The sequence below is a fragment of the uncultured Tateyamaria sp. genome (genome assembly GCF_947503415.1).
GTDB lineage: Bacteria > Pseudomonadota > Alphaproteobacteria > Rhodobacterales > Rhodobacteraceae > Tateyamaria.
Genome location: NZ_CANNDS010000001.1, coordinates 1,328,097 through 1,342,653, shown reverse-complemented (window position 1 = coordinate 1,342,653; position 14,557 = coordinate 1,328,097). Strand labels below are relative to the sequence as shown.

14 protein-coding genes are annotated in these 14,557 nt (G+C 60.2%); 9 read left to right on the top strand and 5 right to left on the bottom strand.

The annotated features are described in order from the left end of the window. Positions 1-245: 245 nt before the first annotated feature. The 9 genes from Q1A32_RS06520 to Q1A32_RS06480 are packed head-to-tail and all read left to right on the top strand — an operon-like array spanning position 246 to position 8,512. The gene (locus Q1A32_RS06520) at positions 246-1,232 is read left to right on the top strand and encodes an ABC transporter substrate-binding protein (RefSeq protein ID WP_299608083.1); all 987 of its coding nucleotides are present in this window, start codon (positions 246-248) and stop codon (positions 1,230-1,232) included. A gap of 60 nt (positions 1,233-1,292) precedes the next feature. Continuing rightward, positions 1,293-2,075, top strand: coding sequence for an ABC transporter ATP-binding protein (locus Q1A32_RS06515; protein ID WP_299651086.1), 783 nt, complete (start codon positions 1,293-1,295; stop codon positions 2,073-2,075). Further along, positions 2,072-2,944 (top strand): ABC transporter permease, encoded by an 873-nt coding sequence (locus Q1A32_RS06510; protein WP_299651083.1) that lies wholly within the window; start codon positions 2,072-2,074, stop codon positions 2,942-2,944. The genes Q1A32_RS06515 and Q1A32_RS06510 overlap by 4 nt, the downstream gene beginning before the upstream one ends. Next, positions 2,944-4,215: a cytosine deaminase gene (locus Q1A32_RS06505; RefSeq protein WP_299651080.1), complete on the top strand. Its 1,272-nt coding sequence runs from the start codon at positions 2,944-2,946 to the stop codon at positions 4,213-4,215. Before Q1A32_RS06510 ends, Q1A32_RS06505 begins: the two co-directional genes overlap by 1 nt. Further along, on the top strand, positions 4,212-5,606 hold the full coding sequence (locus Q1A32_RS06500) for an FAD-binding oxidoreductase (RefSeq protein ID WP_299651077.1): 1,395 nt from the start codon (positions 4,212-4,214) through the stop codon (positions 5,604-5,606). The genes Q1A32_RS06505 and Q1A32_RS06500 overlap by 4 nt, the downstream gene beginning before the upstream one ends. After that, on the top strand, positions 5,603-6,214 hold the full coding sequence (locus Q1A32_RS06495; protein WP_299651073.1) for an NAD(P)H-dependent oxidoreductase: 612 nt from the start codon (positions 5,603-5,605) through the stop codon (positions 6,212-6,214). The genes Q1A32_RS06500 and Q1A32_RS06495 overlap by 4 nt, the downstream gene beginning before the upstream one ends. Then, positions 6,214-6,810 carry an NAD(P)H-dependent oxidoreductase gene (locus Q1A32_RS06490; protein ID WP_299608098.1) on the top strand — a complete coding sequence of 199 codons (597 nt, stop codon included), beginning with the start codon at positions 6,214-6,216 and terminating at the stop codon, positions 6,808-6,810. Before Q1A32_RS06495 ends, Q1A32_RS06490 begins: the two co-directional genes overlap by 1 nt. Next, complete coding sequence (locus tag Q1A32_RS06485; protein WP_299651070.1) at positions 6,807-7,727, top strand: isopenicillin N synthase family oxygenase; 921 nt, start codon at positions 6,807-6,809, stop codon at positions 7,725-7,727. The genes Q1A32_RS06490 and Q1A32_RS06485 overlap by 4 nt, the downstream gene beginning before the upstream one ends. Next, positions 7,724-8,512: a creatininase family protein gene (locus Q1A32_RS06480; RefSeq protein ID WP_299651068.1), complete on the top strand. Its 789-nt coding sequence runs from the start codon at positions 7,724-7,726 to the stop codon at positions 8,510-8,512. Before Q1A32_RS06485 ends, Q1A32_RS06480 begins: the two co-directional genes overlap by 4 nt. A gap of 14 nt (positions 8,513-8,526) precedes the next feature. On the opposite strand, the gene Q1A32_RS06475 is transcribed toward Q1A32_RS06480, so the two are convergent. From Q1A32_RS06475 to Q1A32_RS06455, 5 genes are read right to left on the bottom strand one after another with little or no spacing between them, the layout of a single operon-like run. Then, entirely contained in the window at positions 8,527-9,081 is a 555-nt protein-coding gene (locus Q1A32_RS06475) for a pyridoxamine 5'-phosphate oxidase family protein (RefSeq protein ID WP_299651065.1), read from the bottom strand. Beyond that, positions 9,074-10,114, bottom strand: coding sequence for a lipocalin-like domain-containing protein (locus Q1A32_RS06470; RefSeq protein ID WP_299651062.1), 1,041 nt, complete (start codon positions 10,112-10,114; stop codon positions 9,074-9,076). The genes Q1A32_RS06475 and Q1A32_RS06470 overlap by 8 nt, the downstream gene beginning before the upstream one ends. Continuing rightward, entirely contained in the window at positions 10,104-12,482 is a 2,379-nt protein-coding gene (locus Q1A32_RS06465) for an ABC transporter permease (RefSeq protein WP_299651059.1), read from the bottom strand. Before Q1A32_RS06465 ends, Q1A32_RS06470 begins: the two co-directional genes overlap by 11 nt. Next, positions 12,479-13,150: an ABC transporter ATP-binding protein gene (locus tag Q1A32_RS06460; RefSeq protein WP_299651056.1), complete on the bottom strand. Its 672-nt coding sequence runs from the start codon at positions 13,148-13,150 to the stop codon at positions 12,479-12,481. Before Q1A32_RS06460 ends, Q1A32_RS06465 begins: the two co-directional genes overlap by 4 nt. Then, positions 13,147-14,409 carry an AarF/ABC1/UbiB kinase family protein gene (locus tag Q1A32_RS06455; RefSeq protein WP_299651052.1) on the bottom strand — a complete coding sequence of 421 codons (1,263 nt, stop codon included), beginning with the start codon at positions 14,407-14,409 and terminating at the stop codon, positions 13,147-13,149. Before Q1A32_RS06455 ends, Q1A32_RS06460 begins: the two co-directional genes overlap by 4 nt. Positions 14,410-14,557: the final 148 nt, after the last annotated feature.

Genomic DNA, 14,557 nt, shown 5'->3' with positions numbered 1-14,557 from the left:
TGCCGCCGAAATCTTGCACAGTTGCAATCGGCTGACCAAAGGCTTTGCATCCTTTCAACTCTTGTCCGGACAGGGTGCATGGGCACAGATTTGTCTGTTTCTTGACCGCGTTGCCGCTTTTTTCAGCGTTTCCTGCCAAGCCCCTTGGCGGTTGATGCCCGTTGGTCCGTCACCACTTTTCTTACTCCGGCGAAGAACCATGCTACTGTCCAATGTGATGCCAATCCACAGGGGAGATGTCTTTCATGAATAAATTTGCGCTTACCTCGGCCCTGGCCGTTTTGCCATTCGCTGCAATGGCCGAAGAGTTGACGCCGGTCACATTCGGAACCAACTGGCTTGCCCAGGCCGAGCATGGCGGCTTTTATCAATCTGTTGCGGACGGAACCTATGCCGCCTGTGGTCTGGACGTGACCATCGTGTCAGGGGGCCCGCAAGTGAACAATCGCGCGCTGCTGCTGGCCGACCGTATCCAATACCACATGGGTGGCGACATGCTGCAGGCGTTCAACGCCGTGGCCGAAGACATTCCGGTCGTGGCCGTCGCGGCCATTTTCCAAAAACACCCGCAGGTGATCGTGGCGCATCCAGACGTGACCAGCTGGGAAGAGCTGAAGGACAAGACCTTGCTGATCGGCGACAACGGCTACAGCAGCTATTACCAATGGATGATCGCTGAACACGGGTTCACCGTCGAACAGCGGCAACCCTATACATTCAACCCTGCACCGTTCATCGCAAACACCGATGCGGCCATGCAGGGGTATCTTTCGTCCGAGCCGTACCTGATCGAAAAGGAAGCTGGTTTCAAACCCAATGTCTTTTTGATCGCCGACAATGGCTATTCATCCTACGCCACGACGATCGAAGTCATGCAGGCCACCATCGATGAGAACCCCGCGCAGGTGGAATGCTTTGTCGATGCATCTCTGACCGGATGGTACAACTATCTGTACGGGGACAGTGCCGCAGCGGATGCGATGATCCTCGAGGCGAATGCCGACATGACACAGGACAAGATCGAGTTTGCAAAGAACATGATGCGCGACGAGGGTATCGTGGACAGCGGCAAGACTTTGGATCTGGGCATCGGTGCCATGTCGGATGAGATCATTGGTGACTTTTATCAGAAGATGGTCGACGCTGGTGTGATTGCGGGAGATCTTGATTGGAAAGCGGCTTACACGCTCGACTTCACCAACAAGAAGGTCGGGATGGACATCAAACCCTGATCACAGCCACCCGATGACAAAAGCCCGGGCGCTTGCGTCCGGGCTTGGCAGGAGTAGCGGATGGCGAAGATCGCCCCATTTTCAGAGCGGCAAGAGCTGTTGCGTGTCAACGCCGTGGACAAGGTGTTCCCCGGTGATGTGCAGGCCTTGCGCGCGATGTCCCTAACTGTGCGCGAGGGCGATTTCATCTCGCTGCTTGGCCCGTCGGGGTGTGGCAAGTCGACAGCGCTGAGGCTGATTGCGGGGCTGTCAGCGCCAACGTCCGGGCGGATCGAATGGGCCAAAACACGCGCGCAGGGCGATTTGGGCGTCGTGTTTCAGGAACCGACACTCATGCCGTGGGCCACCGTGGCCCAAAACGTGTACCTGCCCTTCCGGCTTGAGGGCCAACCTTACAATGCCGTGAAAGACAACGTTCTGGAGGCGCTCAAGCTTGTGGGCCTCGATAAATTTCAGAACGCTTATCCCCGCGAATTGTCGGGAGGCATGAAAATGCGGGTGTCCATCGCGCGGGCCATGGTGACGCAACCCGAACTGATCCTGATGGATGAACCCTTTGCCGCACTTGACGAAATCACGCGGTTCAAGCTGAACAACGATCTGTTGGAGATGCAGGCGCGTATCGGATGCACGGTCATCTTTGTCACCCACTCGGTCTTTGAAAGCGTGTTTCTTTCCGACCGCATCGTCGTGATGGCCGCACGACCGGGGCGCGTGATCGAAGAACTGCATGTGGACGCCCCGTATCCCCGCAACGAAAATTTCCGAACCTCGGCCGAATATGCCGCCCATTGCCGCGCTGCGTCTCAGGCGTTGGAACTGGCGATGGAGGCGGCGGCATGAGCGTCGCCGACCTGAACAATCAATCCGCCCCCACCAAGGCACCCACTGTTGACGCGGAAGAAGCGCGCCGCGCCCGCAGACGTCGGATCGAAAAAACGGCACGGTGGCTGTTGCCGCTGCTTGTCATGGCACTGATGATCTGGGTCTGGGACCGCATCGTGGTCTGGAACGAAATCCCGCACTTCATCCTGCCCAGCCCCGGCCGGGTCTGGGGCAGCCTGACGGGGGATTGGGCAATCCTGTGGGATTCGGCACTGTTGACGGGCCGCATCACATTGATGGCTTTGGCCATTGCCGTCATCGGCGGCGCGGGCCTCGCCATTCTGTTCAATCAGAACAAGATGGTCGAGCTGTCGCTTTATCCCTACGCGGTGATCCTGCAGGTGACGCCGGTTGTCGCCATCGCCCCGCTGATTTTCATCTATGTGGAAAGCAAGACCGTGGGCATGCTGCTGTGCGCCTGGCTCGTCGCGTTCTTTCCGGTGCTCAGTTCCACCACGCTGGGCCTCAACTCCGTCGATCATAACCTGCGCGATCTGTTTCGCATCTACGGGGCCACGCGTTGGCAGCGTCTGTGGATGCTGCAATTGCCCTCCGCCCTGCCCTACTTCCTTGGTGGACTGAAAATCGCGGGCGGTTTGTCCCTGATCGGTGCCGTGGTTGCCGAATTGGTCGCCGGGACGGGTGGCGTCGGCACTGGCCTTGCCTTCCGCATTCAGGAGGCGGGCTACAGGCTCAACATCGCGCGCATGTTTGCGGCTCTTGCCATCGTGGCAGCCATGGGTGTGTTCATCTTTGCAGCCCTTTCACTTTTGTCCCACATGCTGCTTCGGAAGTGGCATGAGAGCGCCATCAAACGGGAGCATTAATGGACTTTCGCGCTCTGCCCAGCGGACCCATAACCCTTGCAAACGTCACCGTCCCTGCCTGTTTGATCGGACACTTTGGTGCCCTCGTTACGACCGACCTGCATATAGACAATGGGCAGATCAGCTCCACACCCGGGCAGCGGGTCGATATGGCCAGTGCGATGGTCCTGCCGTGCTTTACGGACATGCACGTGCATCTGGACAAGGGGCATATCTGGCCGCGTGCGTCCAATCCAGACGGCTCTTTTATGGGGGCACTGACCACTGTCCGCGCCGATCACACCAACTGGTCGGCCGCTGATTTACGGCCAAGAATGGAGTTTGGATTGGCTTGCGCCTATGCGCATGGAACACGGGCGGTGCGGACACATCTCGACAGCATCCCGCCGCAGCCGCAAATCACGTGGCCCCTGTTTGCCGAACTGCGCGAGGCATGGGCCGGGCGGATCGATCTGCAGGCCGTGTGCCTGATCGGGTGCGACAGCTTTTCCGAGAACGGCGATTTTCGCGTCACTGCCGATCTGGTTGCCGAACACGGTGGCGTTCTGGGCATGGTCACCTACCCGGTGCCAGATTTGCGTGACCGGCTGGAGGGGTTTTTTCGCCTCGCTGCCGCGCGGGATCTTGATGCCGATTTCCATGTGGACGAGACGATGGATGCCTCCTCGGAGACCCTGCGCCTGATTGCCGAGGTGGCCCTAAACGTTGGCTTCGAGGGGCGCATCGTTGTCGGGCATTGCTGTTCGCTGTCCACGCAGGACGAGGCCCGCGCGCTGGACACGCTGGACATGGTGGCGCGCGCCGGGTTGCACGTGGTCAGCTTGCCGATGTGCAACCTCTACCTTCAGGACCGGCGGCCCGACGGGATTGCGCGCACACCGCGTTTTCGGGGCGTCACACTTGTGCACGAGATGAAAGCACGGGGCATCCCGGTCTCCTTTGCCTCCGACAACACCCGAGATCCGTTCTACGCCTACGGTGATCTCGATATGCTTGAAGTGATGCGGCAGGCGACGCGCATTGCCCATCTGGATCACTCTGCGACGGATTGGGTCACCTCGTTCACCAGCCAACCCGCAGCGTCCTGCGGATTTGGGTCACAGACCCTTCTGCCCGGTGATCCTGCCGACCTTGTGATTTTCAAAGCGCGGGAATGGACTGAACTGTATGCTCGGCCTCAATCCGACCGCATCGTGCTGCGCGGGGGCGAGGCCATCGACCGCACGCTGCCCGACTACGCCACCCTCGACCATCTGTGGGAGACATCATGAATATTGACGCCGCCAAGGCCGCCCTGGCCCATCTCGACATCGAAGAGAAAGAGACAAACATTCGCGCCTCGAGCCGCGATTTCTTCTGGTATTCACCGGTGCTCAAGGATCGTCTGGACCACGTGGTGGCGGACTTTGTCGTGCGCCCCCGCAATGAGGCGGAAGTGATCGAGGTGCTCAAAGCCTGTTATGCGCATGACGTACCCGTCACAACGCGCGGTGCTGGCACAGGGAATTATGGACAGGCCATGCCGCTGCAAGGTGGATGCGTCATGCACTTGCGTTGGATGGACAAGGTCAAAGAGGTGCATCCCGGCCGTGTGATCGTCGAACCAGGTTGCCTGCTCAAGGACCTTGATGCGGCCTGCAAGGAACAGTCAGGCCAGGAAATCCGGATGTTCAGCAGCACGTGGGCCACCGCCACCATCGGCGGCTTCATCGCCGGTGGCTCTGGCGGCGTCGGGTCCTGCACGTGGGGATCTTTGCGCGATCTGGGCAACATCATCCGCCTGCGTGTCGTCACGATGGAGGAGGAACCGCGCGTGCTTGAGTTCCGGGGAGAGGAACTGGCCCGCGTCAGCCACGCCTATGGTACCAATGGCATCATCACCGAAATCGAAATGCCGCTGGCGCCCGCCTATGACTGGGTGGAGATGTTCGTCAAAACAACCGACTTCATGGCCGCTGCCCGTTTTGCCGAAGAATTGGCAAACGAAGATGGCATTCTGATCAAGCTCGCCACCGTGTTCGAGGCACCCATTGCCAAAGACTTCTTCCAACGCGTCGCCCCTCATGTCGAAGCCGACGACACCCTGATCGGCCTCATGGTTGCGCCGCATTCCATGGATGGCTTCACCACGTTTCTGGGCCGCCGATCCGACGTCGAACTGATCTATCGCAGCGATGACCACAGCTGGGACCGCGCACCCGGGACGGTGTTTGAATACGGGTGGAACCATACCACCCTGCGCGCGCTCAAAGTTGATCCGTCCATCACCTATCTACAGGTGCGCTACGGCTATCCCCAACATCTCGACCTGATCGAGCAAATGCGCGATGCGCTGTCGCCGGAAGTGTTGCAGCACCTCGAAGTGCTGAAAGAGGGCGGCAAGGTCATGTTCGCGGGCCTGTCCCTCGTCAAGTTCACGACCGAAGAGCGGCTGGATGAGATCGTGAAGATGCACGAAGACGCCGGTGCCATGATCTTCAATCCGCACCGCTACACCCTCGAGGAAGGCGGACGGCAAACCGTTGATGACCGGCAGCTTACGTTCAAACAGGAAGCGGATCCCAAAGGCCTTTTGAACCCCGGCAAGATGATTGCATGGGATGACCCGGATTGGGACTTTAGCCGCATGTATGCGTACCCGAAACTGCAGGCTGCGGAATGACCAGCGCGCCGACCGTTCCGGACGAGCCGCAACACGCCTTGGTGCTGGCGGCACATCCAGTGCCGGACAGCTTCAATGCGGCTTTGCACGCGCATGCAGTGGAAGCGCTGCAAGGACGCGGTTGGACGGTCGATGATTGCGACCTGTATGCTGAGGGGTTCAATCCGGTGATGTCCGAGGCCGACAGACGTGGGTATCACGATGTGCCGGACAACACTGTGCCTGTGCAAAACTATGTTGATCGCCTGCGCGCGGCAGACGCTTTGATCTTGGTCTTCCCGGTCTGGAACTTCGGCTACCCGGCCATGCTCAAAGGCTTTCTCGATCGGGTGTTCTTGCCGGGCGTGTCTTTCAAACTGGACGATGGCAAGGTCGTCCCGAACCTGACCCGCATCAGGCGACTGGCGGCGGTGACGACCTATGGCGGCACGCGGGTCCGGGCCATGATGTGTGGCGACCCACCGCGCAAATGTGTCACCCGCGCCGTTTGGCATGTCTGCCGACCCCGCACGACCAAATACCTTGCCCTTTACGACATGAACCGGGCCAGCGACGCAAAACGCCGCCATTTTCTGACCCATGTCGGAGAACAGTTAAGGACATTCTGATGCAGGCGCTTATTGTTTTCTGTCACCCCAAAGAGGACAGCTTCAACGCTGCGGTTCTTGATACGGTGACCTCGCACTTGGACAAGGCGGGCGTCGAATACAGGATGCGTGATCTTTACAGATCCAACTTCATGCCGGTGCTCACGGCACATGAGCTGGATTGCTACCTCGATGAAACCTGCAACGCGGATCCTGTCGCGCAGGATGTGGCCGACGTGCAATGGGCCGACGCGCTGATCTTCATCTATCCGACTTGGTGGTACGGCCTGCCAGCCATGCTCAAGGGATGGCTCGACCGCGTGCTTTTGCCGGGGGTGGCGTTTATCATGCCCAAAGGAGAAGGGGACAACATCCGCCCCGGTCTTACCCACATCAAACGGCTGGGTGTGTTCACGACATGCGGCGCTTCATGGTGGTTGACCACGCTCATTGGATCACCGGGGCGCAAGATGCTGACGCGGGGCGTGCGCGCCATCTGCTCCAAACGGTGCCGCACAGTGTTCGCCGCGCACTACCTGATGGACAGCTCGACAGATGCGTCGCGCGCGCGCTATCTCAGGACGGTGGCAGCCAGAATGGAAAGGCTCACAGCGTGATACCTGTTCTCGACTGGGCAGACGCGGCAACCGACAGAGCCGGATTTGCAACCGCACTTGGCAAGGCCGTCCGAGAGACGGGCTTTTTCCTGCTCACAAACAGTGAGGTCCCCGCATCTTTGCGGGCGGATGTGTTCCGCCATTCCAACGACTTTTTCAATCAGCCACGTGAGGCAAAGGCGAAGTTGTCGATCCTCGACACCCCACATTTTCGGGGTTGGGGCAAACCCGGCGACGAGTCGCTGGACGAAACACGGCCGGAAGTGGATACCAAGGAAACGTTCAACATTGGCTATGACCTTCCGCCCGACGATCCTCGGGTGCTGGCCGATGAACCGTTTCGCGGGGTGAACCGATGGCCGGATATCGCCGGGTTTTCAGATGCGATGCTCGCGTATTACGACGCCTGTCAGGCGCAGGCCTCTGGTCTGTTGAGTGTGATGGCCGAAGACCTTGGACTGCCCGCCGATCACTTCGCCACGCACTTCACCGAACCCTTGTCGGCGATGCGGCTGTTGCACTACCCACCCTCGACCGGGGCCGACAATGAAATCGGGGCCGGGGCTCATACTGACTACGGCGCCATCACCCTTTTGATGACGGACGGTGAACCGGGGTTGCAGGTGCGGCCCCGCGGCGGTGATTGGACCGACGTGCCACATGTGCCCGACGCGTATGTCGTCAATATTGGCGATTGCCTGATGCGCTGGACAAATGACATCTATGTCTCAACACCTCACCGCGTGCTGCCGCCCAAGCGGCAACGACGGTCGGTTGCATTTTTCTGCGAAGCCAATCCCGACGCTTTGATCGCAGCGCTGCCCGGAACAGGTGATGCCAAGTACCCGCCCATTCGCGCGGCGGACTACCTCGCCTCGCGCCTCGAAGCCACCTATGCCCCGAAGGAACCATCATGAGTGCGCGTGACTGGGCCGACCTGCGGATGCCCGAATTCGAGGGGCTGGACCCTGCAAAGACCATAGCCGTTCTGCCCACAGCCGCGATTGAGCAGCACGGACCACATTTGCCCGTAGGGACCGACACGTTGATTGCCGAGGGCATGTTGAACGCAGTGCGCAAGGCCTGCCCGGATGATCTCGACCTTTTGATCCTGCCCGTGCAGGCCATCGGCAAGTCCAACGAACATCTATGGGCGGCGGGCACGTGTACGCTGACCGCCGAGACGGCCTTGAAAGCATGGACGGAAATAGGCCTGTCGGTTGCGCGCGCAGGTCTCAAGAAGCTGATGATCGTGAATTCACACGGCGGCAATCTTGACCTGATCTCGATCCTGTCGCGCGAATTGCGGGTGCGCGCCGGGATGCTGGCGGTCAAGACGCAATGGGGATCGTTCGGTGCGCCGGATGGGCTGTTCAGCGCGCAAGAGAATACCTACGGCATACATGGTGGCGACAGTGAAACGTCCCTCATGCTGGCCTTCCGGCCCGACACGGTAGACATGTCGGCAGCGCGCGATTTCAGATCAACGGCTGAGGGTTCACTGATCCCGCCAATTGGCCCGATTTCGTATGGCTGGATCGCATCTGACCTGTCTGACAGCGGGGTGGTCGGAGAGGCCCACTTGGCCACTGCAGAAAAGGGTCATACCCTCGCCGCGCATCAGGCGAACGGGTGCGTGGCGCTGGCACAAAAGATGGTCGCGATGCCTGTTCCGGACGCGCCGGCAAACCGGGCGTTCTGATACTTCACAGCAGCCTAAGGTGCCAACCAGGAACCCAGCCACTCTGTTTCTCGTGTGAATTCTGCCCTTCGGTGACGCTCTCCCAGTTCCACGAGATCGATGTGATCGATGCGGCACCGCAAGACGGCAAAACGGTCCCGCACGGGCGGCTTTGTGTAGGCGTACACGTCATCAATTTCAGTGCCGGGGTCAGGCTCGGTTCCGTAGGACACGCGAGACGCCGGCGGGACACTCGCCCAAGCGATTTCCACCGTTTCGCCGGTCAGGATCTCCACCGTCGTCGTCAGCCGTATTTGCAGATCCGCCTTGGGCAGCCACACGTGCAGCGCGGCCTTGGGCAAGGCCCGCAAGGATTGGACCTTGGGCGTCACAATGTCCGTATGCACCTCGACCATCCCATCGGTTTGAGACGCGCGACGAAGTGCAACTGTGCGCAATTCGGGCAGGCCATCGGGCGACACGGTTGCAAATGTCGGATAGCGCGCGGGCGAGCGGCCATCGGCCACACCACGACCCAAGTGCTGCCATGCACTTGCAAGGAAAGCCGCCAGATCGTTTGGATCACTCATAGCCTGTCATCTCCAGATATCCGACACCTTCATGGCTGCCGGACATCGTCACCGGCCCTTCCCAATAAGGGATGCTCAGTGGCATCCACGCATTCGGGTTCACGGCATCAACCTCTACGTCAACACCACGATCTGCCAATTGGACCCGCCATGTCGTCGGTACATCCCGTCCGACCACACGGCTTTGCGTCAGTGGGTCAGCCACAAAAGCACCATCAGGATAAGCCGTTGTGGTGCCATCTGGCCCGATCCATGTCGACGCGCTGTAGGTCGACCCATCGCGTTGGCGAAGTTGAAAACCCATCAGCTTGTTCCCGTCCTCGAAGGAGAGGGAGAACCAGTCCCACCCCGATTGAGTGTCCGACAAAGGTTGCGATGACCATTCCCGATCCAGCCACGCACTGCCCGACACGTCAACCGGGCCATCGGGCAGCATGAGCGTCCCCGCGATCTGGTAAAACGGCTGCGAGTAATAATAGCTCGCCTGTCCCTCCGCAGATTTGACGGAAAATCCGCGTTGCCCGTGAAATACCAATGGCCCTTGTGCCTGCAAATTCATGTCATACGCAAAATCAGCCCCCTGAGCGCGCAAGCTCAGCGTGTCGAAATCCGGTCCCTCAAGCGCCCATTCGTCGATCCACGCCCGAAAGGGCGCATGCTCGACACCCGCCAATCCAATGCCACCCCGCGCAAAACGTTCGGTAGCAAAGTGATGGCTGGGTGTGGTCACGGCCGCATGGGCGAACCATACCTGAGGAGAGGTCCAGCCCTCCCCTTCTCCGGGCGCGAGGGCGGAGCGAAACAGTGTCCATTGCAGACCATACGCCGTGCCATCCGCCGCTTGTAGATTGGCGGTAAGGTACCACCATTCGATGCGGTAGTCGGGGTGTGGGCCATGGTCAGCGGGGAAATTGAATTCAGGTTCGGGCTGGGGCACGGCGAAGCCGTCCGCATCCGTGCCCAATCCGGCAAACCCTTGGGCCAATGCTGCGATGGGGAACAGGACAAGTAGGCAAAGCACCTTAACGTTCATGGGCAAAAACCTTGAGCAGCGCACTTGGTGGTGTCCGCATCAGCCGGACCGCAGGCCAAACGGCAGCCGCCACAGCGGCCAACATGGCGTAGAGTCCAAGGCGTGCGTAATCCAAGGGGAAAAGGAACATGGGCAGGCGCCAACCAAATGCCTCGACATTGATGATGGCCAGCAGAACCCATGCAAGCCCCAGCCCCACCGGCAGCGCGAACAGGCATACGACGACAGCGAACACAACCGCTCGAAGCAATTCCAACCGCCCGATCCTGCGCCGTGTCAGCCCGAGCGCCCAGACCGGAGCCAATTGAGGCACCCGCAGGTCGGCAAGCGTCAGCAAGCTCATCAGCATGGCAAAGCCAGCGACGGCCATGGTGAGGACGTTCAGTGCGGCGGTGACGGTAAAAGTGCGCTCGAACACTTGCAGCGAAAATGCCTTGAGCGCCGCCTGATCCGTGATTGCCCCATCGTCTACGCCCAAATCTGAGGTCAGAACGTGCCGCGCCGCAACCGGATCATCTGTACGCAGTCCGAATTGGCGAGGCGTCACATCAGGGTGCAGGTCGCGAAACAGCGCCTCCGACACAACAACCTGCCCACGCGGATTGCCATAGTCGGCAACGATGGCTGCAATGGGCAAGGACAAGCCCGGTGCGATGTCGATATCATCCCCAACCCAAAGGTTGGCGCGCCTGGCCAGTTGTTCATTGGTGACGGCCGCCTGACCGGCGTTCACCTGGTCCCATGCATCAGGCACGGCATCAAGGAACTTCCAATTCTCACGATATGTCGGCCCGACGCGCACGCCAAACAGTCGGGCAGGCAGATCCGCAACTTCAGTCTCGACCGTGAGCAGCGGCAACACCGTCACCCCTTGCGCCATCATGCCATCCTCGATGGCGTAGGCCTGCGCCTCATCTGCGGCCTCGACATACAATTCGGGCGCCAACCTTTGATCCAGAAAAGCGACAAAGGTCAGCCGAAAGCTCGACACCATGGTTGCCACTCCGATATTCGCCGAAATCGCCAAGAGCAGCGCCATCAAAGCAAGGCTGAGGCCCGGCAATTGCTGGCGCGTATCCGCCCAGAACCAGCGCGCCACTGGGCCTTTAGCCACGCGTTCGGCAAGCGTCAGAACAGGGCGCACCAAGAGCGGCAAGAGAAGCGCCGCACCGACCAAGAAACAGCCCAGCAGCGCAAATCCGGCCGTGAGGCCTTGCCCTGCCAGCGCCAAAACACATGCACCGCCCAAAAGTATCCCGGCACAGATCGCCTGCACGCGCTGCGCCCGAACCGATGTCATGGCCCATGCACGTGGGCGGGCGCTAGCCAAAAGCGGCATCCGCGCAATCTGCAACAGACGGATGCCTGCCGCAGCCACAGCCCCGATCACCGCGATGGCCAATCCCGATCCCCACCACGAGAAACGGAATTGCAGCGTCCCCGCCACCTCAGCGCCATAGAGCCCGCGCAAGGTCATCGCCACATCGGGCAACAGAAGCGCGGCAATGGCATATCCCAGCACGATCCCAATGCTCGCGCCGACAAACGCTAGCAGCAGCACCTCGGCCACCATAAGGCTGATCAGGCGCGATAGGGGCACACCCAGCGCGCGCAAGGTCCGAACCATGCCACGCCGCTGTTCAAACGCGAGGCCGATGGTGCTGTAGACAATGAACAAGCCAACAGCAAAGCTGAGCAATCCGAAAGCGGTCAGGTTCAAGTGGAAGCTGTCCGTCAACTCACCCATATCGGCCGTCTGACCTGCTGCTTGCAGACGCAGGTGAGGTGCCACGTCACTGAGTTCAGGGCGTTGCATCGGCTGATCGGACTGCACCAGAAGCCGAGAGATATCCGAGCGTCCGAGCAAGCGTTGCACCACGCCGATGTCCCCGACGGCAATACCCGGTGCAATGGTTGGGTCGATGACAACCGGGACACTCACAACCAACTGCGCCGCAGTCTCTGCATTGGCGAAAAGCTGTCCAGGGTTCAGAAAGGCCCCCAAGTCACCGGTGCCTGCGACCTGCCCAACGCCAAAGCCAGCAGGTGAAGACAACGGATCAAAACCCAAAAGCCTGACACCGCCCAAATCGCCCTCGATAATGGGTGACACGAGCCAGCCCTGCCGACGCAAGGACAGATAGTCAGCTTGTGCAATCGTATCTCCGACACGCGGGGCGATCTGATCGAACTGACCCTCTCCCAATGTCGCGGCGGCGGCATCATAGCTGGCGCGCGCCTCGGCGTTGATGGCTTGCACGCCCGACCACAACGCCGTCGCAAGGGCCAGACCGGTCAGAAATGCAAATAACTGCAACGGATTCCGCCGCCAATAAGACATCAAAGCCGCAAGGCATGCGCGCGTCACGCCACGCGCCCTTTGCTCAGATGCAATTGGCGGTCCATGCGCGCTGCGATGGCCGGTGAATGGGTGACAAGCATCAATCCCGCGCCGGTCTCGGCCACCAGAGCCAACAATTGACCCAGCACGTCGGCGGCCGTGCTTTCGTCAAGGTTTCCTGTCGGCTCATCGGCCAACAAAACCTTGGGGCGGGCCGCGATGGCCCGCGCAATGGCCACGCGTTGCTGCTGACCACCGGACAGCGCTTCGGGGTATTTGCGCATCTGTTCCGTCAGACCCAGTTTGCGCGCAAGATCAGCGACAAATTCACCGTCCACCCGGCCCGCAAGACGCGCTTGAAAGCTGATGTTGTCGGCAACCGTCAGCGACGGGATCAGGTTGAACTGTTGGAACACCACGGCCACCTCCGTGCAACGCACAGCGGCTCGTTGGGTGTCGGACATCCCGGTCAAATCATGACCGGCCACGTGGACGGCACCCGCATCAGCCATCTCCAGCCCGCCCGCGATGTGCAACAGGGTGCTTTTTCCGCTTCCGGACTCACCTGTCAGCGCCAACGTTTCTCCGGCAGCAAGGGACAGATCGACCCCACGCAGTATGGGTACGGGGCCATCAGCCCCATCGAACGACTTTTCCACGCCACTCAAATGCAAAATCTGCGCTTTGGTTTTCATTCCTGCTCCAGATAGGAACGAACCAGTGCGGTGACTGGCAGGCGCGCACGCAGCCGAGATGCCAATAGGAACATGCCGGCCACCTTACGCTGAATGTAAAGCAAACCCATCGGCACTGGCGGTGGGACAAAGCCGTCTGCCGCAAGCGCTTCACCCGCGCGTTGCAAACGCCGAGACAGGTCGGATGTACCAAGGTCAAGAACAGGATCGGCGCGGATCACGTCGAACACCAGCATGACCATGTCGATGATGCGGGTCGCAAACCGTTCTGGCACCGTATGCGGCACCAACCCCATATCTGCCACAAGGCGCGCAACGTCATCACGTTGCCCTTCCATCCCTGCCCGCATCAGTGCGCGCATTTGGGACGAAAGGGATGCAGGCACCGCTCGGGTCGCACCGAAATCCAACAATACGATACGTTCGTTCGTTTGGTCATAGCGATAGTTGGCAAAGTTCGGGTCGGTCTGCATGGTGGCGAAGACAAACAACTCGCGTAGCATGAGGTCACACAAGTGGTGCATCGCCAGATCGCGCTGCTCTTGCGGGGCATGCACAAGCGTCTCTATCGGGTCCGACGGAACATAGGTCATTGCCAACACCTTGCCGGTGGTCAGCGCCTTGTTCAGTTGGGGGAGCGTGAAAGTCGGGTCATCCCGCAAGAGCGCTCCAAAGGTTTCAAGATGCGCTGCTTCGGCCCGGTAGTCCGCTTCTTCCTTCAGTTGCGCCCGGGCTTCGTCAAGATAGGGATCCAGTTCGAACCCCTGTGGCAAAAGGCCGGACAATCGGATCAGTCGCCCGATATTGGCAACATCACTGTCGATGCTGTGGGCGATGCCTGGGTATTGGACCTTGATCGCCAATTCGGTGCCATCCGGCAGCCTTGCCCTATGCACCTGCCCAATCGAAGCAGCGGCGATTGGGCGAACATCGAACTGCGCAAATTGAGAGCGCCAGCCTGCGCCCCATTCCGCATCCAGCACGTCACGCAGCTGTTTGGGCGGCATGAAGTCAGCGTCAGCTCGCAACCGCGCCATGATCTCAGCCAACTCTGGCGGCAACACGTCGCCTGTATCCATCGATACCAATTGGCCAATCTTCATCGCAGCACCGCGCATTCGCGCAAGCTCATCGGCAATGTGGCGCATATTGGCAGAGGTCAAAAGCAAATCGCGCGCTGCAGGGCGACCGCCCTGCCCCCATTGGCGCGCGCCATCCAGCGCCATGCGCCCCGCTACGCCAGCCGCCAGTACGCCCATGCGACCTATCCGCGACACACGCCCGGACGGGACGGCAAGGGGCCGCGAAGTTTGTGAGTGATTGGTCATGTGCCTCTTGCGCGCTCGCCTCGGACGACAAGCTAAGCGGCAGAAGTGCAAAATCAATTGGCCGCACGCAAAGGTGCTC

Bases quoted from the DNA above. Each gene is read 5' to 3' on its own strand.
- Q1A32_RS06520 (WP_299608083.1), top strand. From the start codon at position 246: ATGAATAAATTTGCGCTTACCTCGGCCCTGGCCGTTTTGCCATTCGCT.
- Q1A32_RS06515 (WP_299651086.1), top strand. From the start codon at position 1,293: ATGGCGAAGATCGCCCCATTTTCAGAGCGGCAAGAGCTGTTGCGTGTC.
- Q1A32_RS06510 (WP_299651083.1), top strand. From the start codon at position 2,072: ATGAGCGTCGCCGACCTGAACAATCAATCCGCCCCCACCAAGGCACCC.
- Q1A32_RS06505 (WP_299651080.1), top strand. From the start codon at position 2,944: ATGGACTTTCGCGCTCTGCCCAGCGGACCCATAACCCTTGCAAACGTC.
- Q1A32_RS06500 (WP_299651077.1), top strand. From the start codon at position 4,212: ATGAATATTGACGCCGCCAAGGCCGCCCTGGCCCATCTCGACATCGAA.
- Q1A32_RS06495 (WP_299651073.1), top strand. From the start codon at position 5,603: ATGACCAGCGCGCCGACCGTTCCGGACGAGCCGCAACACGCCTTGGTG.
- Q1A32_RS06490 (WP_299608098.1), top strand. From the start codon at position 6,214: ATGCAGGCGCTTATTGTTTTCTGTCACCCCAAAGAGGACAGCTTCAAC.
- Q1A32_RS06480 (WP_299651068.1), top strand. From the start codon at position 7,724: ATGAGTGCGCGTGACTGGGCCGACCTGCGGATGCCCGAATTCGAGGGG.
- Q1A32_RS06475 (WP_299651065.1), bottom strand. From the start codon at position 9,081: ATGAGTGATCCAAACGATCTGGCGGCTTTCCTTGCAAGTGCATGGCAG.
- Q1A32_RS06470 (WP_299651062.1), bottom strand. From the start codon at position 10,114: ATGAACGTTAAGGTGCTTTGCCTACTTGTCCTGTTCCCCATCGCAGCA.
- Q1A32_RS06460 (WP_299651056.1), bottom strand. From the start codon at position 13,150: ATGAAAACCAAAGCGCAGATTTTGCATTTGAGTGGCGTGGAAAAGTCG.
- Q1A32_RS06455 (WP_299651052.1), bottom strand. From the start codon at position 14,409: ATGGGCGTACTGGCGGCTGGCGTAGCGGGGCGCATGGCGCTGGATGGC.